This window comes from Roseobacter denitrificans OCh 114 (assembly GCF_000014045.1).
Classification (GTDB): domain Bacteria; phylum Pseudomonadota; class Alphaproteobacteria; order Rhodobacterales; family Rhodobacteraceae; genus Roseobacter; species Roseobacter denitrificans.
The window spans coordinates 3,228,046-3,251,906 of sequence record NC_008209.1 but is presented as its reverse complement, the minus strand read 5'-3'; the positions used below and the strand labels follow the sequence as shown (position 1 = coordinate 3,251,906).

At 59.4% G+C, this 23,861-nt stretch carries 15 protein-coding genes, 1 tRNA gene and 2 pseudogenes; 12 read left to right on the top strand and 6 right to left on the bottom strand.

The genetic code is table 11. The features are described from left to right. Positions 1-41: 41 nt before the first annotated feature. The 3 genes and pseudogenes from RD1_RS15530 to RD1_RS15520 all read left to right on the top strand — a co-directional run. The gene (locus RD1_RS15530; RefSeq protein ID WP_011569490.1) at positions 42-1,226 is read left to right on the top strand and encodes a MotA/TolQ/ExbB proton channel family protein; all 1,185 of its coding nucleotides are present in this window, start codon (positions 42-44) and stop codon (positions 1,224-1,226) included. After that, positions 1,226-3,205: a peptidoglycan -binding protein gene (locus RD1_RS15525; protein ID WP_011569489.1), complete on the top strand. Its 1,980-nt coding sequence runs from the start codon at positions 1,226-1,228 to the stop codon at positions 3,203-3,205. Before RD1_RS15530 ends, RD1_RS15525 begins: the two co-directional genes overlap by 1 nt. Before the next feature lie 303 nt (positions 3,206-3,508). Continuing rightward, positions 3,509-3,925: pseudogene (locus tag RD1_RS15520) on the top strand (IS3 family transposase); the annotation flags it as partial. Between the two features lie 72 nt (positions 3,926-3,997). On the opposite strand, the pseudogene RD1_RS15515 reads toward RD1_RS15520, so the two are convergent. The 5 genes and pseudogenes from RD1_RS15515 to RD1_RS15490 form a co-directional block, all read right to left on the bottom strand. Beyond that, a pseudogene (locus RD1_RS15515) lies at positions 3,998-5,194 on the bottom strand (IS3 family transposase). A gap of 347 nt (positions 5,195-5,541) precedes the next feature. Then, positions 5,542-5,616, bottom strand: a tRNA-Gly gene (locus RD1_RS15505). Positions 5,617-5,719: 103 nt separating this feature from the next. Then, the gene (locus RD1_RS15500) at positions 5,720-6,553 is read right to left on the bottom strand and encodes a cobalamin B12-binding domain-containing protein (protein ID WP_011569487.1); all 834 of its coding nucleotides are present in this window, start codon (positions 6,551-6,553) and stop codon (positions 5,720-5,722) included. A gap of 166 nt (positions 6,554-6,719) precedes the next feature. Continuing rightward, entirely contained in the window at positions 6,720-10,160 is a 3,441-nt protein-coding gene (locus tag RD1_RS15495; protein ID WP_011569486.1) for a pyruvate carboxylase, read from the bottom strand. Positions 10,161-10,305: 145 nt separating this feature from the next. Then, positions 10,306-11,463 carry an alpha-hydroxy acid oxidase gene (locus RD1_RS15490; protein ID WP_011569485.1) on the bottom strand — a complete coding sequence of 386 codons (1,158 nt, stop codon included), beginning with the start codon at positions 11,461-11,463 and terminating at the stop codon, positions 10,306-10,308. A gap of 105 nt (positions 11,464-11,568) precedes the next feature. On the opposite strand from RD1_RS15490, the gene RD1_RS15485 reads away from it, so the two are divergent. Together RD1_RS15485 and RD1_RS15480 are read left to right on the top strand one after the other, a co-directional pair. Continuing rightward, complete coding sequence (locus tag RD1_RS15485; protein ID WP_011569484.1) at positions 11,569-14,001, top strand: ATP-dependent helicase; 2,433 nt, start codon at positions 11,569-11,571, stop codon at positions 13,999-14,001. Positions 14,002-14,090: 89 nt separating this feature from the next. Further along, the gene (locus tag RD1_RS15480; protein WP_074958681.1) at positions 14,091-14,792 is read left to right on the top strand and encodes a DUF1868 domain-containing protein; all 702 of its coding nucleotides are present in this window, start codon (positions 14,091-14,093) and stop codon (positions 14,790-14,792) included. Positions 14,793-15,079: 287 nt separating this feature from the next. Here the strand turns inward: RD1_RS15480 and RD1_RS15475 are convergent, their stop codons facing one another. Next, complete coding sequence (locus tag RD1_RS15475; RefSeq protein ID WP_011569482.1) at positions 15,080-15,316, bottom strand: DUF1127 domain-containing protein; 237 nt, start codon at positions 15,314-15,316, stop codon at positions 15,080-15,082. A 218-nt stretch (positions 15,317-15,534) separates the two neighbouring features. On the opposite strand from RD1_RS15475, the gene RD1_RS15470 reads away from it, so the two are divergent. The 7 genes from RD1_RS15470 to murF all read left to right on the top strand — a co-directional run bounded on the left by RD1_RS15470 (position 15,535) and on the right by murF (position 23,853). After that, positions 15,535-16,608, top strand: coding sequence for an Mrp/NBP35 family ATP-binding protein (locus RD1_RS15470; RefSeq protein WP_011569481.1), 1,074 nt, complete (start codon positions 15,535-15,537; stop codon positions 16,606-16,608). A gap of 651 nt (positions 16,609-17,259) precedes the next feature. Next, positions 17,260-17,793 carry a division/cell wall cluster transcriptional repressor MraZ gene (mraZ, locus tag RD1_RS15465; RefSeq protein WP_011569480.1) on the top strand — a complete coding sequence of 178 codons (534 nt, stop codon included), beginning with the start codon at positions 17,260-17,262 and terminating at the stop codon, positions 17,791-17,793. 3 nt (positions 17,794-17,796) lie between these two features. Further along, positions 17,797-18,789, top strand: coding sequence for a 16S rRNA (cytosine(1402)-N(4))-methyltransferase RsmH (gene rsmH, locus RD1_RS15460; protein WP_011569479.1), 993 nt, complete (start codon positions 17,797-17,799; stop codon positions 18,787-18,789). Continuing rightward, complete coding sequence (locus RD1_RS15455) at positions 18,789-19,148, top strand: cell division protein FtsL (RefSeq protein ID WP_011569478.1); 360 nt, start codon at positions 18,789-18,791, stop codon at positions 19,146-19,148. Before rsmH ends, RD1_RS15455 begins: the two co-directional genes overlap by 1 nt. Next, on the top strand, positions 19,145-20,926 hold the full coding sequence (locus tag RD1_RS15450) for a peptidoglycan D,D-transpeptidase FtsI family protein (RefSeq protein ID WP_044033195.1): 1,782 nt from the start codon (positions 19,145-19,147) through the stop codon (positions 20,924-20,926). Before RD1_RS15455 ends, RD1_RS15450 begins: the two co-directional genes overlap by 4 nt. 18 nt (positions 20,927-20,944) lie before the next feature. Then, positions 20,945-22,426: a UDP-N-acetylmuramoyl-L-alanyl-D-glutamate--2,6-diaminopimelate ligase gene (locus RD1_RS15445; RefSeq protein WP_011569476.1), complete on the top strand. Its 1,482-nt coding sequence runs from the start codon at positions 20,945-20,947 to the stop codon at positions 22,424-22,426. Further along, positions 22,423-23,853, top strand: coding sequence for a UDP-N-acetylmuramoyl-tripeptide--D-alanyl-D-alanine ligase (gene murF / locus RD1_RS15440; protein ID WP_011569475.1), 1,431 nt, complete (start codon positions 22,423-22,425; stop codon positions 23,851-23,853). The genes RD1_RS15445 and murF overlap by 4 nt, the downstream gene beginning before the upstream one ends. Positions 23,854-23,861 lie beyond the last annotated feature (8 nt).

Genomic DNA, 23,861 nt, shown 5'->3' with positions numbered 1-23,861 from the left:
TATGCGCAGAGCAGAACAATAACGGTCAGGAGCGGGAACGCATGGCGTTACCAGACCTCGAAACGAGACCTGTCTTTTCCCAGCCGGTAAGGCAAATATCTTTGATGCTGATTGTACTGGGACTGTCCGGTTTTGGTATTTTTCTGGCACTACCCAGCGTGTTGCCCGTGTTTCAGGCCAATCTTTACCTGAATGGCTTCATCATTTTCGTTTTCGCCATTGGTGTTGTGGCCTGTTTTTATCAGGTCCTGCAGTTGATTGGCTCGGTGCGCTGGATCGAGGGTTTTGCGACGGGCACGTTGGATTCCAGCACGAAGGCACCGCAGCTTCTGGCGCCGCTCGCATCGCTGTTGCGTCAGCGCGGTGCGCGCATGCAGGTCAATGCCTCGTCGTCCCGCTCCATACTTGAATCAGTGGCGACGCGGATCGAAGAGGTGCGTGAAATCACGCGCTACATCGTCAGTATGCTGATTTTCCTTGGGCTTTTGGGCACTTTCTACGGGCTGGCTACAACTGTGCCCGCCCTTGTGGAGACCATCGGCAGCCTCGCCCCGCAAGACGGGGAGGGTGGTGTTCAGGTCTTCAACCGGCTGATGAGCGGGCTGCAAGATCAGTTGGACGGTATGGGCGTTGCCTTTGCCTCGTCCCTTTTGGGGCTGGCCGGGTCGCTGATTGTTGGACTGCTCGAACTTTTTGCAGGCCACGGGCAGAACCGCTTCTACCGCGAGCTTGAAGAGTGGCTCAGCTCAATCACGCGGGTCGGATTCACTTCCGGGGATGAGGCTTCTGGTGATCAGCACGGCTTTGCCGGCGTGGTCGATCACATGACGGAGCAAATGGATACCCTGCAGCAAATGCATCTGCACGCGGATCAGGGCCGCAACGAGGTGAACCAAACCCTCGGTAGTCTGGCGGCCTCCATCGAAAAGCTGACCCAGCGGATGGAAGGGTCTGATCCTGCAAGTGCGGCGCTCGAACGTGTTGCTGCGGGTCAGGAAAGGCTGATCGCGCTGATCGAAACGCAAGGGCAGGGCGATGGGATCGACGCGGAAAGCAGGATGCGGCTGCGCTCCATCGACGTGCAGATGCTGCGCATTCTCGAAGAGATTTCCGCCGGACGCCAGGAGAGCCTTGCCGAGTTGCGCGCAGACATCAATCGCCTCGCCGAAGCGATCAAGCCGCGCGCGCCGAGGCCCTTGGGTAAAACCACACCCGGGGACGGCTGATGGCGCTGTCGCGGCGAACAGGTGCGCGGTTTCAGGCGTCGATCTGGCCCGGATTTGTCGATGCGATGACGGGTCTTTTGCTGGTACTGATGTTCGTGCTGACCATTTTCATGGTGGTGCAATTCGTCCTGACCGAGCGCATCACTGGACAGGAAACCGAATTGGACCAGCTCGCCGGAGAGGTTGCCGCACTGGCACAGGCCCTTGGTTTGGAAGAGCAGGCAAATGCGCAATTGCGCGGTCGTGTCGGTGAGTTGGATGCGACGTTAAATGATGCGCAGGCCCGCATCGCCGCGCTGACGGCGACGCGTGATGCGCAGGCTGAGGCCCTGTCGCAGGCGCAGACACAGATCACGGATTTCGAGGCGCAGGTTGCGGTATTGATGGCGCAGCGGGACACAGCTTTGGGTACGGTCGCCGCATTGGAAGATACGCGTGCCGAACTTGAGGACGCACAAGCGGAACTCATCCGCGAGCGCGACGCTCTGAATCGGGCTCTGACAGCATCGCGTTCAGAGATCGATGCGCAGATCGAACAGGCGCGACTGGCCGCGGCGCGGCGCGAGGCGCTGGAAGCGCTTGTCGCTGATCTTGAAAGACAAAATGCGCAGGCGCAGGGAGAAATTCTTGAACTGACAGCACAAGTGGATGCCACGGCGCAAGCATTCTCAGAGGAAGAAGCAGGGCGTCTGGCCGAGGCCGCCGCGGCGGAACTTCTGCGCGCGCGCCTGCAGGAAGCGGATGCCGAACTGTCGGCGATGACACTGGCGCTGGAACGCCAGCGGCGAGACGCAGAAGAGACATTGACACTTTTGGCAGCCGCACGGGCGGCAGAAGCAGATTTGGACCGTGAACTTGCCGCGGCTTTGCTCGCCATCGACGGTCTTGAGGCAGAAAGGGAGCAGGCCGACACCTTGCGAGAGACGCTGAGTGCTGCGCAAGCCGAGCGCGATCTGATTGCCGCACGGCTTTCGGAGGTGCTGGCCGATCTTGATGCCGCGCAGCAGACGGCAGCGCTCGAAGCTGCGGCGCGGGCGGCAGCCGAAGCGAAGGCACTCGAGACGCAACAGGACGCTGAATCCGGCGCGGCCGCCTTGCGTGCACAACTCGCAGCGGCATTGGCGGCAAAGCAAGCTGCGGAAATAATGGCCAGCGATACGTCCAGTGAAAGTGAACGCCGCGCTGCGCTTTTGTCTCAGGCACGCGCAGAATTGGCGCAACAACAAGACATCAGCGCGCGGGCGCAGCGGCAGACGGAACTGCTGAACCAACAGGTCGCTGCATTGCGAACGCAACTGGGTGATTTGCAGGCCGTGTTGGATGATGCAAAGGAACGTGATGCCGCGCAACAGGTACAGCTTCAGTCACTTGGTTCAGAACTGAACACGGCCCTTGCGCGTGTTGCCGCCGAAGAACGTCGCCGGGCGGCGCTGGAGGAGGCCGAGCGGGTCAGATTGCAAGAAGAAAAAGCGCGTCTTGAGGCTGAAGCCGCGCGTTTGACGGCGCAAACGAAGAACCTGGAACAGTATCGGTCAGAGTTCTTTGGAAGACTAAGAGATGTGCTTGGACGGCAGGAAGGTGTCCGGATCGAAGGTGACAGGTTCGTTTTCTCGTCCGAAGTGCTGTTCGAGCCGGCGCGCGCGGATCTGTCGTCGGAGGGCCAGGAGGAAATCGCGAAGGTCGCGCGGATTCTGTCAAGCGTTGCAGATGAAATCCCACCCGAAATTGACTGGATCATCCGCGTGGATGGACATACCGACAATTTGCCGCTTTCTGGTGTTGGACAATTTGCTGACAACTGGGAACTTAGTCAGGGGCGTGCCTTGTCCGTTGTGAAATACATGGTGGACACCCTTGGTATCCCACCAAACCGACTTGCTGCCAACGGATTTGGCGAATTCCAGCCCGTTGCGGTCGAAGACACGCCAGAAGCGCGGGCTCAAAACCGTCGCATCGAGTTGAAGTTCACTGAGCGCTAGAGCGTGATGCGAAGACCTGAATCACGTAACGCTGGCTCAAATACAAGATTTCAATGCGTTACGAAATGCCTGATATTTCAGGCAATTCGTCAGACGCTCTAGACTGTCGTTATGTCCAGCACTGCAAGGCTGTTTCGTTCGTTTTTAAAAAGGGCATCATGACGAACTAACACTATGATTATGACGCAGTCCCGTGAAATCAAACCATAGAGATCCTGCCAATTCGTGAAGGTAAACAATGAATTGTGAAACGTAGATTAACAGTGGTGTCCGTCGTCAGGGTTTTTGGCACCAATGGCTGCCTATGTCTGGACCGCGCAAGGGTGGCTCTACGTTGCAGCCGTCATCGATCTGTTCTCGCGGCGTGTCGTTGGCTGGTCAATGAGCGAACAAATGACGTCTCAGATGGTCACGGACGCTCTGATCATGGCGATCTGGCGCAGAGGCAGGCCCGACGAGTTGCTGCACCATTCCGACCAGGGCAGCCAATACACCAGTGAGCCGTTCCAGCGACTGATGGCCGATCACGGCATCACCTGTTCGATGAGCCGTTCAGGGAATGTCTGGGACAACGCTGCAATGGAAAGCTTCTTCTCTTCGCTTAAGACAGAACGGATCAAACGCAAAACCTACAGAACCAGAAAGCACGCGCGCGCAGATGTCTTCGATTACATCGAACGCTTCTACAACCCGAAGCGTCGCCACTCGACCATCGGCTAGCTAAGCCCTATCACATTCGAGGAGCGAGCTATGAAAGCTTAAGTTGTGACCTGCCCCCCAAGGCTCCCTCATTCATAACGAGAGTTTGCGGGTCTGATTTTCATATTCTTCGTTGTCCGTATGGGCAAGCGCGTCGGGTGCGGAGCCCTCAAATTGCTCAAGCGTCCGGCGCGCTTCTGTAGGCGTTTTGTTCCCGAGCGATGAGTGTGGCCTGATGTTATTGTAATCGTAACGCCAGAGGGCCAGCTTGCGCCGGGCATCGTCCAGGCTGTCGAACATCTCCTCGTTCAGCAGTTCGTCCCGTAGGCTGCCGTTGAAGCTTTCGATGAACGCGTTCTGTTGGGGTTTGCTCGGATCGATGTAGTGCCAATCCACCTTGTTGTCGTTTGCCCACTTTAGGATCGCCCGACTGGTGAACTCGGTGCCATTGTCCGAGACAATGCTCTTTGGCTTTCCATAGACACGCAACCAAGCATCCAACTCGCGCGCCACCCGGGCACCAGAGATCGACGTGTCTGCAACAAGGCATAGGTTTTCGCGGCAGCAGTCATCGTTCATGGCCAGAATGCGGAACCTACGGGATGCACCGAACGTGTCAGACAGAAAGTCCAAAGACCAACCTTCGCCCGGCCTCAGGGCTTCTGGCATCGGTGTTCGCGATCCACGCGCCCGCTTGCGGCCCCGCCGTCGCCTGACCCCCAGTTTTTCTTCTGTGTAGAGGCGATAAAGCTTCTTGTGGTTCATCACATATCCTTCGCGCTCAAGCATGATGCCGATCCGGCGATAGCCAAACCTGCGCCGCTTATTGGCGATCTTCTTCATTTCTTTGCGTATCTTGGGATTGTCAGGCGGACGGTCGCGTCTGACAGTCTTAGGGTCGACACCAACGAGCCTGCACGCCCGACGCTGCGAGATTTCATGATCCCGCATCGCCCGGAGCGCGGCGTCCCGCCGTTCAGCTGATGTCGTCAGTTCTTTCCCAGCAAATCCTTCAGCACCACGTTGTCCAACATCTGATCTGCAAGAAGGCGTTTAAGCTTGGCATTCTCGTCCTCAAGCGCCTTCAGCCTTGCGGTGTCAGAAACCTCCCTCTCACACATGCTCTGCATGTGTTGCCGGGCAATGCATGCCGCCATATCTGGATTTAAATTTGTAGAACGTGCCCTGACTGAGACCGTGCTTACGGCACACCTCCGCCGTCGGCATGCCAGCCTCTTGCTCTTTGATCATCCCGATAATTTGTGCCTCAGTAAAACGGCTCTTTCGCATTCGCTTGCTCCTTCAAAAGGTTGAGCAAACTCTACATCAGAATGAGGGAAGTTTCGGGGGGCAGGTCACACCTTATGCAGCAAACGGCTATTTAACACCTACGTTTCGAAGTGGCGAACATCAGAATTTTCGGCAGAAAACTACTCGTTTGGCAAAATGCGGGCGTAGCTCAGGGGGAGAGCATACACGCCGAAGCTCTGCTTCGAGCACCTTGTCTTCACAGACTTCGGAAACACTCCAGAATCATGATCATCCATAGCTGTGAACGTTAACACGAAACAATAAATTTGAGATTGACCAGCCTTACAGATGTTTTAAGCTAAACAACTGTAAGGCTTTGGTAAATTTGGAGCGGGCGAGGCGATTCGAACGCCCGACCCTAACCTTGGCAAGGTTATGCTCTACCCCTGAGCTACGCCCGCATCCTTGGGTGCTGTGGAGATACATAGAGCGGCGGTCCGCTGCAAGAGGTAAAACGCCGATACGCATATTTTTTTGGCCTCTGTGCCGGCCCGCTTGTGAGGGTCAGCCCGCCTGCGCGCTGGAGTCCAGCCAAAGGTCGTGCAGGATATGTTTGGCCTCTTCGATATCATTGGTCGCGCCATCAATATCCATGACGGCAACGAGGTCCGGTGATGTCCGCACGATCTGACCGCTCAGGAAAATGCGCATATCGGGTCTTGCCAGCCGCACCGCAACAATCAATCGCGCCAATGCGCCGGCAGAATGAGCGCCGCCCGCTGACAGGCCGAGAATGTGAAAGGGGCTTTGCGTGATCTGTTCCACAAGCGTTTCATGAGGCAGTCCGCTCATGACCTCGATGTTCCAGCCCTCGGCGCCAAAGAGGTCCGCTGCCATCTGTACGCCCAGAACATGGGTTTCATGCGGCACCGTTGCAAAGATTGCCGATTTCACCTCAACAAGTCGGTCAGGCACAAACAGATAGCCAAGATCCCGCATGATCGCGTAAATTCGACTGCTGCCAATGATCACCTCCAGAAAAGTGACATGGTCGTCGTCCCACCATTCGCCCAGAATAGCGGCAGCCTCCGCGAGATAGTTCAGATAGACGGCTTCGAGGGTCGCGCCATCTTCCTGCACATCGTGGATGAACGCGGCACCTTCGTTCATGTCATCCGAGATCAGCGCGTAACACAGCCTTTCGACTTTCTGGCGTGTGGGCAGGTTGACCCTGTCGCCATTGGCTTTTCTGAGCGCGGTGACGCGGTTCAACACCTCGGAGACGATATCCCCTACGTCTGCCTGAGGCAGGCGTGATTTGAGTTGTAGCACATCTGTCTGGACCCGGTGATAGCGGGCCTGCGTCCTCGCCGCGCGAGGGGAGTCTTGATCCGGCATTTTGCCCCCCAGCCGTAGTGTGGTTCATCCTTCAGCAGCCTGTATCTATCGTAGGTCCAGCGTACAGATGATCCTTGATCTGTGTCAACAAAAGTTGACAATTCCGAGGCGGCTTTTCGCGTAATAAGGGAATAGTGCCGGCGTTCAGGCCGACCCTTTCCAGATGTTATTCAAACTCGATCAGCAGGTCCTTGGCATCAATCTGGCCGCCGGGGCTGACGTGTACGGCTTTGACAGTGGCGGCCTTTTCGGCGTGGATACCGGTCTCCATTTTCATCGCTTCAATGGTGAGCAACAGATCACCCGCCTTGACCTTGCCGCCCTCCTTGGCCGCAACGGAGGCAACAACACCCGGCATGGGCGCGCCGATATGTTTGGCGTTGCCGGTCTCGGCTTTGGGGCGTTTTTGCGTGCTTGCCGTTACGAGGCGGTTGGGCACGCGGATCACGCGGGGCTGGCCGTTAAGCTCAAAGAACACCCGGACCTCACCGTCTTCACCCGTGTCGCCGACCGTCTGCAGACGAATTTCGAGCGTCTTACCGGGGTCGATTTCCGCGCTGATTTCTTCGCCCGGTTCCATGCCGTAAAAGAACGTCTTGGTGGGCAGCGCCCGGACCGGCCCATAGGTGCGATGGCGGCCCATATAATCTAGGAACACCTTGGGATACATCAGATATCCCGACAAGTCCTCATCATCAACGAGCTTGCCTTCCATCAGATTGGAGGCTTCTGCGCGCAGGGCTTCGAGATCGGCGGGGGGCAGGTGTTTGCCGGGGCGGTCAAGGATCGGTTGTTCATCCTTGAGCACCTTTTTCACAATGGCCTCGGGAAAACCGCCGGGCGGTTGGCCGAGGTTGCCGCGCATCATATCCACGACACTGTCCGGGAAGGAGACATCTGTGTCCGGGTTTTCCACGTCGGCCCGGCTCAGCCCTTGCGATACCATCATCAGGGCCATATCGCCCACCACCTTGGAGGATGGCGTCACCTTGACGATATCGCCAAACATCTGGTTCACCTCGGCATAGGTTTGTGCGACCTCGTGCCAGCGATCCGCAAGCCCAAGGCTCGCCGCCTGCGCCTTGAGGTTGGTGAACTGGCCGCCGGGCATTTCATGCAGATAAACCTCGGAGGAGGGCGCCTGCATGCCGGTTTCAAAGGCGGCGTAGTGATTGCGCACCTCTTCCCAATAATCGGAAATTTCGCGAATCGCGGACATATCCAGCCCGGTGTCGCGGTCGGTGTGTTTCAGTGCCGAAACAACAGAGCCCAGCGTCGCCTGCGAGGTGTTGCCCGACAGCGCATCCATCGCGCAGTCCACCGCATCCACACCCGCCTCGGAGGCAGCAAGGATTGTGGCACAGGCCACGCCGGCGGTATCATGGGTGTGAAAATGGATCGGCAGGCCGACTTCGGATTTCAGGGTGCGGACCAACTGGCGCGCGGCGGCGGGTTTGAGCAGGCCCGCCATATCCTTGAGGCCAAGCACATGGGCCCCCGCGTCGCGCAGTTCCTTGCCCATGTCGACATAATATTTCAGGTTATACTTTGCCCGATCCGGGTCATTGATGTCGCCAGTGTAGCAGATGGACCCTTCGCAGACCTTGCCGTTCTCGATCACGGCATCCATCGCAACGCGCATGTTCTCAACCCAGTTGAGGCTGTCAAAGACGCGGAACACATCCACCCCGGTCTTGGCGGCGACGCGCACGAATTCCTGCACCACATTATCCGGGTAATTGGTATATCCCACCCCGTTTGAGGCGCGCAGTAGCATCTGCGTCATCAGGTTCGGCATGGCGGAACGCAAATCGCGCAGGCGCTGCCAGGGGCATTCCTGCAGGAAGCGATAGGCCACATCGAAGGTCGCGCCCCCCCAACATTCAACGGAAAAGAGTTGCGGCAGGTTGGCCGAATAGCTCGGCGCCACCTTGATCATATCAATGGACCGCATCCGCGTGGCCAGCAGCGACTGGTGCCCGTCGCGCATGGTGGTGTCGGTGATCAAGAGCTGACGCTGTTGCTTCATCCAGTCGGCAACCGCCTGCGGGCCCTTCTGTTCCAGCAGGTTGCGCGTGCCCATCATGGGTTCCGCGCGTTCCTTGGGGGGGCGGGGGTCTTTGACATGGGCCGGCGGGCGCGGATGGGCCTTGGTTTCGGGATGGCCGTTCACGGTGATATCGGCGATATAGGTCAGCACTTTGGTGCCACGATCGCGCCGCTTGGAGAATTGGAACAGGTCGGGCGTCTCGTCAATGAATTTGGTGTGATATTCATTGTTCAGAAACGTCGGGTGTTTGAGCAGGTTCTCGACAAAGGCGATGTTGGTGGACACGCTCCGGATGCGGAATTCGCGCAGGGCACGGTCCATCCGGGCGATGGCCGCGTCCGGTGTTTGCGCTTTGGCGGTGACCTTGACCAGCAGGCTGTCGTAATAGCGCGTGATCACACCGCCGGAATAGGCAGTGCCGCCATCAAGCCGGATGCCCATGCCCGTCGCCTCGCGAAAGGCAGTAATGCGGCCATAGTCGGGGATGAAGTTATTCTGCGGGTCCTCGGTGGTGATCCGGGTCTGCAGCGCATGGCCGTTCAGTTGCACATCCGCCTGCGTCGGCTTGCCCGTGGCCTCGGCGATGGTTTTACCCTCTGCGATCAGGATCTGCGCCTGCACGATGTCGATGCCGGTCACCTCTTCGGTGACGGTATGTTCAACCTGTACGCGCGGGTTCACTTCGATGAAGTAGAACTTGCCATCGTCCATATCCATCAGGAATTCGACCGTGCCCGCGCACTCGTAATTCACATGTTTGCAAATATCATAGCCCAGTTTGCAGACTTCAGCACGCTGCGCCTCCGTCAGATAGGGGGCGGGCGCGCGCTCGACGACCTTTTGGTTGCGCCGCTGGACCGAACAGTCGCGTTCAAACAGGTGATACATGTCCCCATGCTTGTCGCCCAGAATCTGAACCTCCACATGGCGCGCCTTGAGGATCATCTTTTCCAGATAGCCCTCGCCATTGCCAAAGGCAGCTTCGGCCTCGCGCCGCCCCTCAAGGACCTTTTCTTCCAACTCGTCCTCTTGCTGGATCGGGCGCATGCCGCGCCCCCCGCCGCCCCATGATGCCTTGAGCATCAGCGGATAGCCGATTTCCTTGGCCTCGGCCTTGATCGCCTTCATGTCATCGCCCAGCACTTCGGTGGCCGGGATCACCGGCACACCTGCTTCAATGGCCACCCGGCGGGCGGAGGCCTTGTCCCCCAGCGCGCGCATTGTTTCGGCACGCGGGCCGATGAAGACGATGCCATTCTGATCGCAGGCGTCCACAAAATCCGGGTTCTCGGAGAGCAGCCCATAGCCCGGGTGAATGGCATCGGCGCCCGATTCCTTTGCCACACGGATGATCTCGTCAATGCTGAGGTAGGCAGCAACCGGCCCCAAACCTTCGCCAATCCGATAGGCCTCATCCGCTTTGAAACGATGCAGGCCCAGTTTATCCTCTTCGGCAAACACGGCGACGGTTTTCTTGCCCATCTCGTTTGCTGCGCGCATGATGCGGATCGCGATTTCGCCCCGGTTGGCAATGAGGATTTTTTTGAATTCTGGCATGTGACTCTCTTGGGTTTGGCGGTCTCGTCAACTGTCTAGGCGGATTTACACGTGGCGTAAACGCGTACGAACGGATGGCCCGCGAACTGCCGCAGTGCAGCATTTCGCCGACCTAAAGTAAAGTACCAAGCGCACAGCCCGACCATCACAGAGCAGGCCTGTCCGTGGCCAGATCAAAGGGCACTGGCACCGCGCGCAGCGTCCGCGCGCCAAGTTGGCCCATGTTCGCTTCGATGTCCTTGGTCAGAATATCAATCAGATGATCCACGCCAAGAGGTCCGAGAGCTGCCAGCGCATAATGAAACGCCCGGCCCAGCATGACGAAATCCGCACCACACGCATAGGCGCGCAGAATATCAAGCCCGCCTTCGATGCCGCTGTCAAAGATCAGCGGCAGGTCGGTCGCGGCCCGGATATCGCGCAGGGCGTCAATGCTGGCCGGGGCCGCATCAAACTGGCGACCCGCATGATTTGAGACCCAGATCGCATCAACACCGCGTTTTTTCAGCGGCTCTGCATCCTCGGCCCGCAGCACGCCCTTGACCACGAAAGGGCCATCCCAGGCGTCGCGCAGCCATGCGACATAGTCCCAGTCGGGGGAGGTGCGCAGCAGATATCCGGCATGTTGTGTCGAGGACAGGGCGTTTTCGGTTTTTGGGGTGTATTTTTCAAGCCCGCGCATGCGGGGCATGCCGCGCTGTGCCATTCCCCATGCCCACGCCGGTCTTGTGGCAACCTGCGCCAACAGGCGCGGTGTCAGGCGCGGCGGCTGGGTCAGGCCAGAGCGGGTCTGCCGCTCGCGGCGCGAGGCGACGGGCACATCCACCGTCAGCACCAGGGTGGCGAAACCCGCGGCCCGCGCCCGCGCCAGCATATCGGTGCGAATATCCGGATCGCGCGGTGGATACATCTGAAACCATGCATCCGGGCCAAGATGCGGTGCGACGTCTTCGGGGGATTGGCTGGCAACAGTTGACAGCGAATAGGGGATCTGTGCGCGCGCCGCTGCGCGGGCCAGATGCCCTTCGGCATCGGGCCACATCAGCCCGGACATGCCCACAGGTGCGACCCCGAACGGCAGCGGGCGTTTCACGTCGAGAAACGCGGTGCTCAGATCAGGGGCGAATTCGCCATGCAGGATCGAGGGGCGCAGGCCAATACGGTCCAATGCAGTACGGTTACGCCGCTGCGTGGCCTCGGTGCCGGTTGCCGAATCGAGATACTCCCACACGAATTTCGGTATACGGGCGCGGGCGCGGGTCCGCAGATCGGCGATCGCGGGATAGCGGTTGTGCAGGCTCATGCGCCTATTTGCCTGCCAGATCAGCGGATTGTCCAGAGCGGAAAAGCTGCAGAACAGAGTGTGAACTTCTCTTTATCTCCGTGCGATCGCGCGCTAGGGTGGGGTATGAGCAGTTTTGATGACATGGACGCTTTTGAGGGCGCATCGCTCTCCGCGCGCGCGATGGCGGCGCGCCCGCAACCCTATCTTGACGGGCTGAACCCCGCGCAACGAGAAGCAGTGGAGCAATTGGACGGACCGGTCCTGATGCTTGCGGGGGCCGGGACGGGCAAGACGCGGGCGCTGACGGCGCGGATAGTGCACCTGCTCAACACAGGGCGCGCGCGCCCGAACGAAGTGCTGGCGGTGACTTTCACCAACAAGGCCGCGCGCGAAATGAAAAACCGCGTCGGCGAAATGTTGGGCCAGCCGATTGAAGGGATGCCATGGCTTGGCACCTTTCATGCGATTTGTGTCAAACTGCTGCGCCGCCATGCGGAACTGGTGGGGTTGAAGTCGAATTTTACCATTCTGGACACGGACGATCAGTTGCGCCTGCTCAAGCAATTGGTGTCTGCCGAAGGCATTGACGACAAACGCTGGCCTGCCCGGCAGTTGGCCAGCATCATAGATGGCTGGAAAAACAGCGCATTCACGCCCGAAAAGGTGCCGACGAGCGAGGCGGGGGCGTATAACCACAAGGGCGTCAAGCTTTACGCCCAGTATCAGCGCCGCCTGATCGAGTTGAACGCGGTCGATTTCGGCGATCTGTTGTTGCATATGGTGACGATCTTTCAGACGCATGAGGACGTGCTGAAACAGTATCAGCGCTGGTTCGCCTATATCCTCGTGGATGAGTATCAGGATACGAACGTCGCGCAGTATCTGTGGCTGCGGCTTTTGGCGGCGGGTCACAAGAACATCTGCTGTGTGGGCGATGACGACCAGTCGATCTATGGCTGGCGCGGGGCGGAGGTGGGCAACATCCTGCGCTTCGAAAAAGACTTCCCCGGCGCACATGTGGTCAGACTGGAACAGAATTACCGCTCCACCCCGCATATTCTGGCCGCCGCCTCGGGCGTGATCGCGGGCAATGAGGGCCGTCTTGGCAAGACCCTTTTTACCGACGTGACCGAGGGTGAAAAAGTCCGCCTGATCGGGCATTGGGATGGTGAGGAAGAGGCCCGCTGGATCGGGGATGAAATCGAAGCCGCCCAACGCGGCACCCGCGGGCTTGAGAAATTCAGCCTTGATGACATGGCGATCCTTGTGCGTGCGAGCCACCAGATGCGCGCGTTTGAAGACCGATTCCTGACCATCGGTCTGCCCTACCGCGTCATCGGCGGCCCGCGCTTTTACGAGCGGATGGAGATCCGCGATGCCATGGCCTATTTCCGCGTCGTTGTCAGCCCGGACAATGATCTGGCGTTTGAGCGGATCGTGAACACGCCCAAACGCGGCCTTGGCGACAAGGCGCAGCAGACCATTCAGACGACAGCGCGCGCAAATGGCGTCTCCCTCTTTGAAGGCGCGCGCTTGGCCGTTGCCCAAGGGTTGATCAAAGGCAAGGGTGGCGCGGAATTGCGCAAACTGGTTGAGGGGATCGACCGGTGGATCACCATGCTGCATCAGCGCAAACAGGTGGATGGGGATGCGGTCATTGACGACGGGGGCGGGGGCGCGCTTGCGTTTTCTCACATCGAACTTGCCGAGGTCATCCTCGACGAAAGCGGGTATACGACCCATTGGCAAAACGAAAAGACACCCGAGGCGCCGGGGCGTCTGGAAAACCTCAAGGAACTGGTAAGCCAGCTTCAGAACTTTGAGAACCTACAGGGCTTTCTGGAGCATGTCAGCCTGATCATGGACAATGAAAGAGATGCGGGCGAAGAGAAAGTTACCCTCATGACCTTGCATGCCGCCAAGGGAACCGAATTTCCGTTAATTTTCTTACCAGGCTGGGAGGACGGTCTGTTGCCTTCGCAACGTTCAATGGATGAAGGTGGCACCGAAGTTAGAAATGGAAAACGAATTGCCAAAGGTTTAGAGGAAGAACGTAGATTAGCTTACGTGGGTATTACCCGTGCAAAAAAGCTATGTACAATATCGTTTGTAGCCAATCGTCTTATCTTTTCGAAAGGTATGAAGGGCTGGCAGTCTATGATGCCGTCCCGGTTTATCGACGAATTGCCGCCAGAGCATGTGGAAGTTCTGACCCCGCCGGGGCTTTATGGGGGCGGATACGGGGCCGCAGCTCCCCGCAGTACCCTGCATGATCAGGCAGCCGAAGCGAATGTGTATAATTCCCCCGGCTGGCGGCGGCTTCAGGCGCGCAGTCAGGACCGGCCCGTTTCTCAACCCCGCGAGTCGCGCAATACGGTGATTGACGCCTCTGCCTTGTCCAGTTTCGTGATCGGTGAACGGGTTTTCCATCAGAAATTCGGCTATGGTGCCGTGATCGCAATCGAAGGCGACAAGCTGGAGATCGCGTTTGAAAAGGCTGGCACCAAGAAGGTGATAGCCAAATTCATCACGGCAGCGGACGATATTCCGTTCTGAAAAAAATCGCCGCCGTGAAAGGACATTCGCGCAAGCTGCGGGTCGGACAGCCTTTGACGCGGTAGCGCCTGTTGGGAGATACGTGTCGCATGCCAAACCCTTATGTCCAGAAAATGACCAGACGCAACAACGCCAACGATCCGGCGCGGTTGGGCCAGCGCTATAGCCGTACAGCGTTTCTGCCCGAAGCTGGCAACACCGTCATTTGCCATCTTGATACGGCGCACCCGACCCATCACGCGATACTGGCGGCGCGCTCGAAAATGCAGGCGCTGCGCGGTGCCCAACGGTTTTTGTTCACGCCCGCCGCCAGCCTGCACATGACGGTCTTCGAGGGCGCGATCGAAACGCGACGCACGGCGGATGCATGGCCAAAAGACATCAGCCGGGACGCAGGGATCGACCATGCCACGGCGCATGTACTTGAACGGTTGGCCGGCTTCGTGCCGCCGCCCGCGTTTTCTGTGCGCATCGCCGGGGTCGCACCAACGGGACTCATCCTGCAAGGGGCGCAGGAAGCGGATGAGGCAGTATTACGGGCCTGGCGGGACGCGCTGATCGCCCCCTTTGGATATCGGCATGACACGCACGATCTTTACGTGTTTCATATGACGTTCGGCTATCCCATCGACTGGCTCACGGATGATGAAGCCCCGGTTTGGGAAAGCGCTTTGAGTGAAATCCATGCCGATCTTGTCAGGGATGCGCCCGTGGTGCCCCTGAAACCGCCCGCTTTTTGCAGCTTCGCGGATATGACCCGGTTTGAAGAGCTGTTGGTTCTGCGCCCCTGACCTTGGCCGAACGCCTCAGCCACACCTGCAGATGTTCCCGGCGGCGGGCTGTCGTTGATCGTTTTCCTGAAATAGGGACGGTGGCGCCTGGGAGGAGGATAGGCGCCACCGCCTTGGTACAGATCAACCCAGGGAGGAGGAGGGGTTGACCTGATCCGGTTGCCCACAAACGTATCCGCCGCCTGCGGGCCTGTGGTCTTGTTTGTAAACGGCGGCATCTGGGAGGAGGATAGATGCCGCCGCCAACATGCGGGCGTCTCAGGGAGGAGAGGATGCCCGAACGTCAGTCAGCTCACGCGAGCTGTTTGTTCAATTGCCGTCTGCATCGCAATGTCCTTCAGCACGTAACGGCTCATGCCAAGGTCTTCGAGTTCGCGATCGCTCAACGCGCGCAATTCGCTCAGCGAGCTTCGGTAAATTCTGTACCGTGCATGCGCGACGGCTGCCTGCTGCAATCCATGCGCACCCCACGCCAGCAGCCGTTCGAACGCGCTCGGTGATTTGATGTGATTGTAATACGTCATTTACTCTTGCTCTCAACCGCTCATCACTTGCACTCATACTTAGGATAATGCTGCGCTTGCACAATAGCTGATGCAAACATTTCTGCTATGCAGCATTTGCATAGGCCAAAAGAGCGAATTCTGTGCATCCCGCCGAAGTTTCAGGCAATTGGATGCTGCCGGTGGTACTTCGGTTTTCTGTTGCTATATGGAGTGGCTAAGATGAGGGGAAATCAGGCATGTCTATCACAAAAGCTGAAATCGAAGCCGCGCTGGATCGCATCACGCTGCCGGACGGGCGTAGCCTGATTGCGCATGATTTGATTCGTGCGATGGCGATTGACAGCGGCAATGTGCGCTTTGTGATCGAGGCGCCAAGCCCCGAGGTTGCCCGTCAGATGGGGCCTCTGCGCGATGCGGCAGAAAAGGCGGTTCGCGAACTGCCCGGCGTGCAATCGGCGTCCGTTGCGCTGACGGCGCATGGCCCCGCGCAGGCAAAACCGGCAGCGCCAAGCCTCAAGATTGGGGGCCACCCCAAGCCGCAAGCGGGGCCCACCAAACCCAGCGGCGTGCAGCACATTCTGGCGATCGGGTCGGGCAAGGGCGGTGTCGGGAAATCAACGGTGTCCTCGAACCTTGCGGTGGCTCTGGCCAAGGCCGGGCGCAGGGTCGGATTGCTGGATGCGGATATCTATGGGCCCAGCCAGCCGCGCATGATGGGGGTCAACAAACGCCCCGCCAGCCCGGATGGCAAAACCATCATTCCCCTGCGTGCACATGGGGTGACGATGATGTCCATCGGCTTCATGATGGAAGAAGGCAAGGCGGTGGTGTGGCGCGGACCGATGTTGATGGGCGCATTGCAGCAGATGCTGGGGCAGGTTGAATGGGGCGAGCTTGACGTGCTGCTGGTTGATCTGCCGCCCGGTACGGGGGATGTGCAATTGACGCTGTGCACAAAATCGGAACTGACCGGCGCGATCGTGGTTTCGACTCCGCAGGATGTGGCGCTGATCGACGCGCGCAAGGCATTGGATATGTTTGCGACGCTCAAGACACCCGTGCTGGGGCTGATCGAGAACATGTCGATGTTCGTCTGCCCCGATTGCGGATCAGAGCATCAGATTTTCGGGCAAGGCGGGGTGGCCGCCGAAGCGGATAAACTGGGCGTGCCCTTGCTGGGGACGCTGCCGATTGATCTTGAAACCCGTCTGGCCGGGGATGGCGGGACGCCGATCGCGGTGGGTCAAAGTGCCATGGCGCAGGCCTATGCGCGTATCGCGGACGGGCTCATCAAGGGCGGTATGGCCTGAGGACGGTATCGTTTGCAATGCTAACCCCCATTATTTGCCTATACGGGAATTAATGGGATTTACCTGCATCAGCGCCGATCCGGTGATTTGATTCTGGCTCATTGCGGTACTTTTCAGGGCGGCGTCATTGCATATGTGCCCTGAACTTCGGGAATCCGCGTGATTTATGCCAGTTTATTGGGAATTAACGGGAGACTTTTTCATTATCGGGCTGTGGCTACATATTGTGTAGAAATTGTCATTCATTGTCTATATGTGCTCAATTGGTGCGGTCAACGACCGGAATGCCCATATTCTCATCACGCGGAACGGCCACAGTTGAGGTAAATTTGCAAAATTTCCCTTGCTCTACCATGAATTCCCATATTATACCTGTCCTCACCAGATGAGAACGGGACCGGGGCAGCAAACGACCCCACGCAGATAAAAACTCTAGCAGGTTTCATACAGGCATCTCGCTTTCATCACGACAGAGATCCGGCGCGTGAGCGAGCAGACATCCCCCCAGGTGGCGCGCGCAGCTGGACTTCCCCGCTCAGCGGGACGAGGGCGGCGGGTTGATCAGTGGCAGCAGATCAACCCGCCGTTTCCATTTCAAGACCGGGGGATACGCGCCACCCTTTGAGGGGCGCATGAGATTGGGATGAGGCAGTGAGCCGCAGGTTCAGAGGCGAAAGCCATCACAAGGTCGATGCAAAGGGGCGGGTGTCTATTCCGGCCTCTTTCCGCCGTGTGATCGAGGCTTGCGACCCGAACTGGACGCCCGGCGCGGCCCCTGAATTGGTCATTGTTTACGGGGATCATCGCCGCAGCTACCTCGAATGCTATACCATCGAAGCGATGGATGAGGTGGATGCCAAGATCGCCGAGATGCCGCGCGGTTCTCCCGAGCGCAAGATCATGGAACGGCTCTTTCAGGGGCAGTCTGTCACCATCTCCGTTGACGATACCGGACGGCTGGTTCTGCCCGCAAAGCTGCGCCAGAAGATCGGCCTCGAAAATGAGGCCTTCTTCAGCGCGGCGGGTGATACATTTCAGATCTGGAAGCCCGAGACATACGAGACCGAAGAAACAGCTAAGACCGAAGCGATTCTCGATGCGCTGCCGGATGATTTCGACCCCTTGGTGCTGTTGGATGGCGTGCGGCTGTCGGACGTGCGCGGCACCGGTGGGCAGGGGGGCTGAGTTATGTCTGCTGCTGCCACAGCTGATACGACGTCGCCTCATATCCCTGTCTTGCTGCCCGCCATTCTGGACGCGGTGGCCCCAGTTCAGGGGGTGTGGCTTGATGGCACATTCGGGGCGGGGGGATATACGCGCGGGCTTCTGGAGGCTGGTGCCGATCGTGTGATCGCGGTTGACCGCGACCCGCTGGCCTTTGAAATGGCCGCTGACTGGGCGGGGTCCTACGGCACGCGGCTGGTGCAACAACCTGGTGTCTTCTCTGAAATGGACACCTATGCCGTGGCACTTGACGGTGTCGTTCTGGATCTTGGCGTGTCCTCCATGCAGCTGGATCTGGCGGAGCGTGGGTTTTCCTTCATGCGCGACGGGCCGCTGGACATGCGGATGAGCCAAGAGGGGCCTTCCGCGGCGGATATCGTCAATGAGGCTTCCGCCGAAACCCTTGCCAACATCCTGTTTCAATACGGCGAAGAGCGTGCAAGCCGTCGCATTGCCAAGGCCATCCTGACCGAACGCGCCCTTGCGCCGATCACCACGACGCTGCATCTGGCCGGAATAATCGAGCGCTGCCTGCCGCGGGCCAAACCCGGGCAATCCCATCCCGCAACACGCAGCTTTCAGGCGCTGCGGATCGCGGTGAACGATGAATATGGTGAGCTATACCAAGGGCTTATGGCCGCAGAACGGGCCTTGAAGCCGGGTGGTCAGTTGGCCGTTGTCACCTTTCATTCGGTCGAGGATCGCATGGTAAAGCGGTTTTTGACCGCGCGGGCAGGTGCGGGCGGGAATGCGAACCGTTTCGCACCCGAAGTGCAGCGGGATGCGCCCGCTTTTACGCTGCGCTCGCGCAAGGCGATCGTGGCGGATGACGCGGAAGTCGCGGCAAACCCGCGCGCGCGGTCGGCCAAATTGCGCATCGCGGTGCGCACGCAAGCGCCAGCGGGCGTGATAGATGCAAAATCGGTCGGCATGCCGGTCGTGAAAGTGGGGAACTGATGCGGACATTCTTGTTTATTGTGACCACATTGGGCGTCATTGCATTGGCGTTCTGGGCCTACCGGGAGAACTATGCGACGCAAGCGGCGCTGGCGGAAACGCGCGAATTACGCCAGGACATCCGTGCCGCGCATGAGCGCCTGTCCATGCTCAAGGCGGAATGGGCCTATCTGAACCGTCCTGACAGGCTGCGCGATCTGGCCGAGATTAACTTTGACCGCCTTGGCCTTTTGCCTCTGCGCCCTGAGCAGTTTGGCCATGTGGATCAGGTGGCCTATCCGCCGGATCCGCTGATCGAGATCGCCAACATCGTTGAACTGGCAAACCTCTCGGAAACAGACGCCGAGGTCGGCCAATGATCCGCACGCCACTGCGCCCGCTTGCCCGCATTCTGGATGCACGCAGCCGGGGCGAAAACCCCGATGCGATCGAGCGGGAAAACATCCGCATCCGCCACGAGCAGATGCGCGATCAGGCGCGCCAGCGGGCCGAGGGGCGGCTTTTGGTGCTGGGGCTGTTTTTCGTTGTGGCCTTTGGTGTTGTCGGCCTGCGCATGGGGATGCTGGCGACATCGGAACCGACCGAGCCGCGCGTCGGCGCACCCGGTGCGCAAATTCATGCGGCGCGGGCGGATATCGTGGATCGTCACGGCAACCTCCTGGCGACGAATTTTGAAACCCACGCGCTTTATGCGCAGCCGCCGCAGATGATCGACCCTGAGCACGCCGCACGGGAGCTTGCCAAGGTCTTTCCCGATCTGGATGCGGCGGACTTGCTCGAAGACTTCACCGGCAAGCGCAAGTTTTTATGGGTAAAGCGCAAGATCAGCCCCGAGCAGATGCAAGCGGTGCATGAAATTGGCGATCCCGGGCTGCTTTTTGCCACGCGCGACATGCGTCTTTATCCCAACGGGCAACTGGCGGCGCATGTGCTGGGCGGAGCGAGCTTTGGCAAGGAAGGCGTCCGGGCAGCCGAGGTGATCGGGGTGGCCGGTGTCGAGAAGTATTTCGACGACTACCTGCGTGATCCCGCGAAAGCGCATGAGCCGCTGCAACTGTCGCTTGATCTGACCGTTCAGGCGGCGGCGGAACGGGTGTTGTACGGCGGGATGAAACTGATGAATGCCAAGGGGGCCACGTCGATCCTGATGGATGTGCACACGGGCGAAGTGATCAGTGTTGTTTCGCTGCCGACCTTTGATCCCAATGACAGGCCACGCCCCGCCACCTCTGGCGATGCGTCCGACAGCCCGCTCTTCAACCGCTCGGTGCAGGGGGTTTACGAGTTGGGATCGACCTTCAAGATATTTACCGTGGCGCAGGCGATGGATCTGGGACTGGTCAACCCTGATACGATTATCGACACCAAAGGTCCGCTGCGCTGGGGCAAACACCGTATTCGTGATTTCCGCAACTACGGGGACGAAATGTCGGTCACGAAAGTCATCGTCAAAAGCTCCAACATCGGGACGGCGCGTATTGCACAAGATATTGGCGTAGAACGGCAAAAGGCATTCCTCGACGAGCTTGGGATGCTCGAAACCACCGGTTTCGAAATTGTCGAGGCCGCGACCGGTCGGCCCCTGCTGCCGCCCAACTGGTCTGAACTGAGCACGATGACCATTTCCTATGGCCATGGCTTGTCGACCTCGCCGATGCATCTGGCCGCGGGCTATGCAGCCATCGCGAACGGGGGCTACCGCGTGCAGCCAACGATCCTGAAAACGACCAATCCCGAAAAGGGGCCGCGTGTGTTCAGCGAAGAATCCTCTGCGGCGTCGCGCGAAATGCTCAGAAAAGTTGTGACCGAGGGCACCGCCAGCTTTGGCAATGTGGAAGGTTATGCGGTCGGCGGCAAGACCGGCACAGCGGACAAACCCGGCAGCCGGGGCGGATATTACGAAGACAAGGTCATCGCCACATTTGCCTCCATCTTTCCGATAGATGATCCGAAATATGTGCTGATCGTCACCTTGGATGAACCTGTTGAAACCACCAGTGATGAACCGCGCCGGACAGCGGGCTGGACGGCCGTACCGGTGGCGGCTGAAATGATCCGCCGCATCGCCCCGCTGCTGGGCTTGCGGCCAACCGTTGAACCCTTGGCCACACGCGATATAACGCTGACCAGTAATTAAACCGCAAAGGCGGGTGCGATGCTCGGGCAGACGAAAACACTATTCCAACTGGGTCTCACCGCGCGCAACGGGCGGCAGGCGACGCTGACGGGGCTTGCGGTTGACAGCCGCGAGGTCAGGGATGGCTATCTTTTTGCCGCCCTGCCGGGATCAAGGATTCACGGAGCTGAATTTATTCAATACGCCTTGCGCATGGGTGCGTCGGCCATTCTGACGGATGCTGCGGGCGCGCAATTGGCAGCGACCGAACTGGGCGCAAGCGAGGCGGCGCTCGTGATATCGGACGATCCGCGAGAGGCTCTGGCGCGCACCGCCGCCCTGTGGTTTGGCGGCCAGCCCAAGACCATGGTGGCCGTGACGGGGACGAACGGAAAGACATCCGTCGCGACCTTCGTGCGCCAAATCTGGACGCTGCTGGGGCATGAGGCGATCAACCTGGGCACAACCGGTGTTGAAGGCGCATGGAGCGCCCCGCTGGCCCATACCACGCCGGAACCGATCACGCTGCACCGTGCGCTGGCTGAGGCCGCGCGTCAGGGTGTGACCCATGCGGCGATGGAGGCTTCAAGCCACGGGCTTGACCAGCGCAGGCTGGACGGTGTGACGCTGGCCGCTGCCGGGTTCACGAATTTCACGCAGGACCATCTGGATTACCACGCCACTTTCGAGGATTACTTTGCCGCCAAGGCGGGGCTGTTTGCGCGCGTGCTGCCCGAAGACGCCACAGCCGTGATCAACATCGACGCGGATCGGGGCGTCGATATGGCCGCGATTGCCGAGGCGCGCAATTGTCCCGTGATCACCGTCGGGCGGGACAGTGGCGATCTGCATCTGGGCAATATCCAGGTGGATTCGACCGGTCAGGTGGTATGCTTCATGCATCATGGCACGCAATATGTGCGCCGCCTCGGGTTAATTGGCAGCTTTCAGGCCGAAAACGTGATGCTGGCGGCGGCTTTGGTGATCGCCTGCGGGGAAGACCCGCAGCATGTATTTGATACGCTGGAGCATCTGAGCACCGTGCGGGGCCGTATGCAGCTTGCGGGCACGCGCGACAATGGGGCCACGGTCTTTGTCGATTATGCCCATACGCCAGATGCGATTGCCACGGCACTCAAGGCGCTGCGACCGCATGTTGTCGGTCGTCTGATCGCCATTGTCGGCGCAGGCGGGGACCGGGATGCGACCAAACGCCCCCTGATGGGGCAGGCGGCTGCGGAAAACGCGGATGTGGTATTTGTGACAGACGACAATCCGCGCTCCGAGGATCCGGCAAGCATCCGCGCGGCGGTTTTGCTCGGTGCGCCTGATGCGATCGAAGTCGGCGACCGGGCGGAGGCGATCCTGCGCGGGGTCGACGCGCTGGGGCCCGGGGATGCCTTGTTGATCGCGGGCAAAGGGCATGAAACCGGGCAGGTGGTGGGTGATGATGTGCTGCCCTTTGATGATGCGGAACAGGCAAGCGTGGCGGTTGCCGCGCTGGACGGGAGGCTGGCATGACCCTTTGGACATCCGCAGAGGCGGCAGAGGCCACCGGCGGCACGACGACGTCGCAGTGGAACGCCACGGGGGTGTCCATCGACACGCGCACCCTGCAAGCGGGGGATTTGTTTGTCGCCCTTACGGATGTGCGCGACGGGCATGATTTTGTAAAACAAGCGCTGGACAAAGGGGCGGCGGCAGCACTGGTCAGCCATGTGCCGCCCGGTGTGCCCGAGGACGCGCCCCTGTTGATGGTCGAGGATGTTCAAGGGGCACTCGAAGACCTCGGACGGGCGGGCCGCGCGCGCATGGGCGGCAAGGTGGTCGCGGTGACGGGAAGTGTCGGCAAGACCTCCACCAAGGAGATGCTGCTGGCCATGCTGTCGGATCAGGGCCGCGCGCATGCTTCGGTTGCCAGCTACAATAACCATTGGGGTGTGCCGCTGACACTGGCACGCATGCCGCGCGACACGGAATTCGCAGTCATCGAAATCGGCATGAACCACCCCGGAGAGATCGCACCGCTGGCCAAGATGGCCGCCCCGCATGTGGCGCTGATTACCACGGTCGCGGCGGCGCATCTGGAAGCATTCGACGACATCACGGGGATTGCGGTCGAAAAAGCATCCATCTTTGAGGGCGTGGTGCCGAACGGTGTCGCGATCCTGAATGCAGATGTCGACACATCCGCGATCCTGATGGCCAAGGCGCAGGATTGCAGGTTGCGCGACATCACATTTGGCGAACACGGGTATGATTTCAAACTGATGCGCGCGGATCTGCAAGGTGACACGACTGTGGTGCGGGCTGAGATGGGCGAGGTGCCGATCCTTTACAAGATCAACTCGCCGGGGCGGCATTTCGCGATGAATGCGCTGGGGGCCATTGCGGTGATGGCCGCCCTGCGCACGGATGTGGCGCTGGCCTTGGGTTCACTTGGACGCTGGACACCCTACAAGGGGCGCGGCCAGCGGGAACGGATTTACCTCGACAGCGTCGATACGCGGCTGTTCGTGGATCTGATTGATGACAGCTATAACGCCAACCCGACCTCGATGGCGGCGGCCCTTGAGGTGCTGGCGGCTGCCGAGGTGACGAACGACATCGGGCGCGTCTCGAAGGGGCGGCGCATTGCCTATCTTGGCGACATGAAAGAGCTTGGACCCGATGAGGTTGCGCTTCATGCGGGCCTTGCGCATTTGCCCGCCACAAAAGAGATCGACGTGATCCACTGTATCGGACCTGTCATGCGCGCGCTCTATGACGCTTTGCCAGAGCCGCAGCGCGGCATGTGGTTTGAAGGCGCTGAAGAGGCCGCAACCCATGTAAAAACACATATCGATAGCGGTGACGTGGTGCTTGCCAAAGGCTCGCTCAGCATGAAGCTGGCCTGCGTCGTTGACGCCATCCGCAAAATGGGACATGCCCCGCTCGACGAAGAATAGGAATTCGC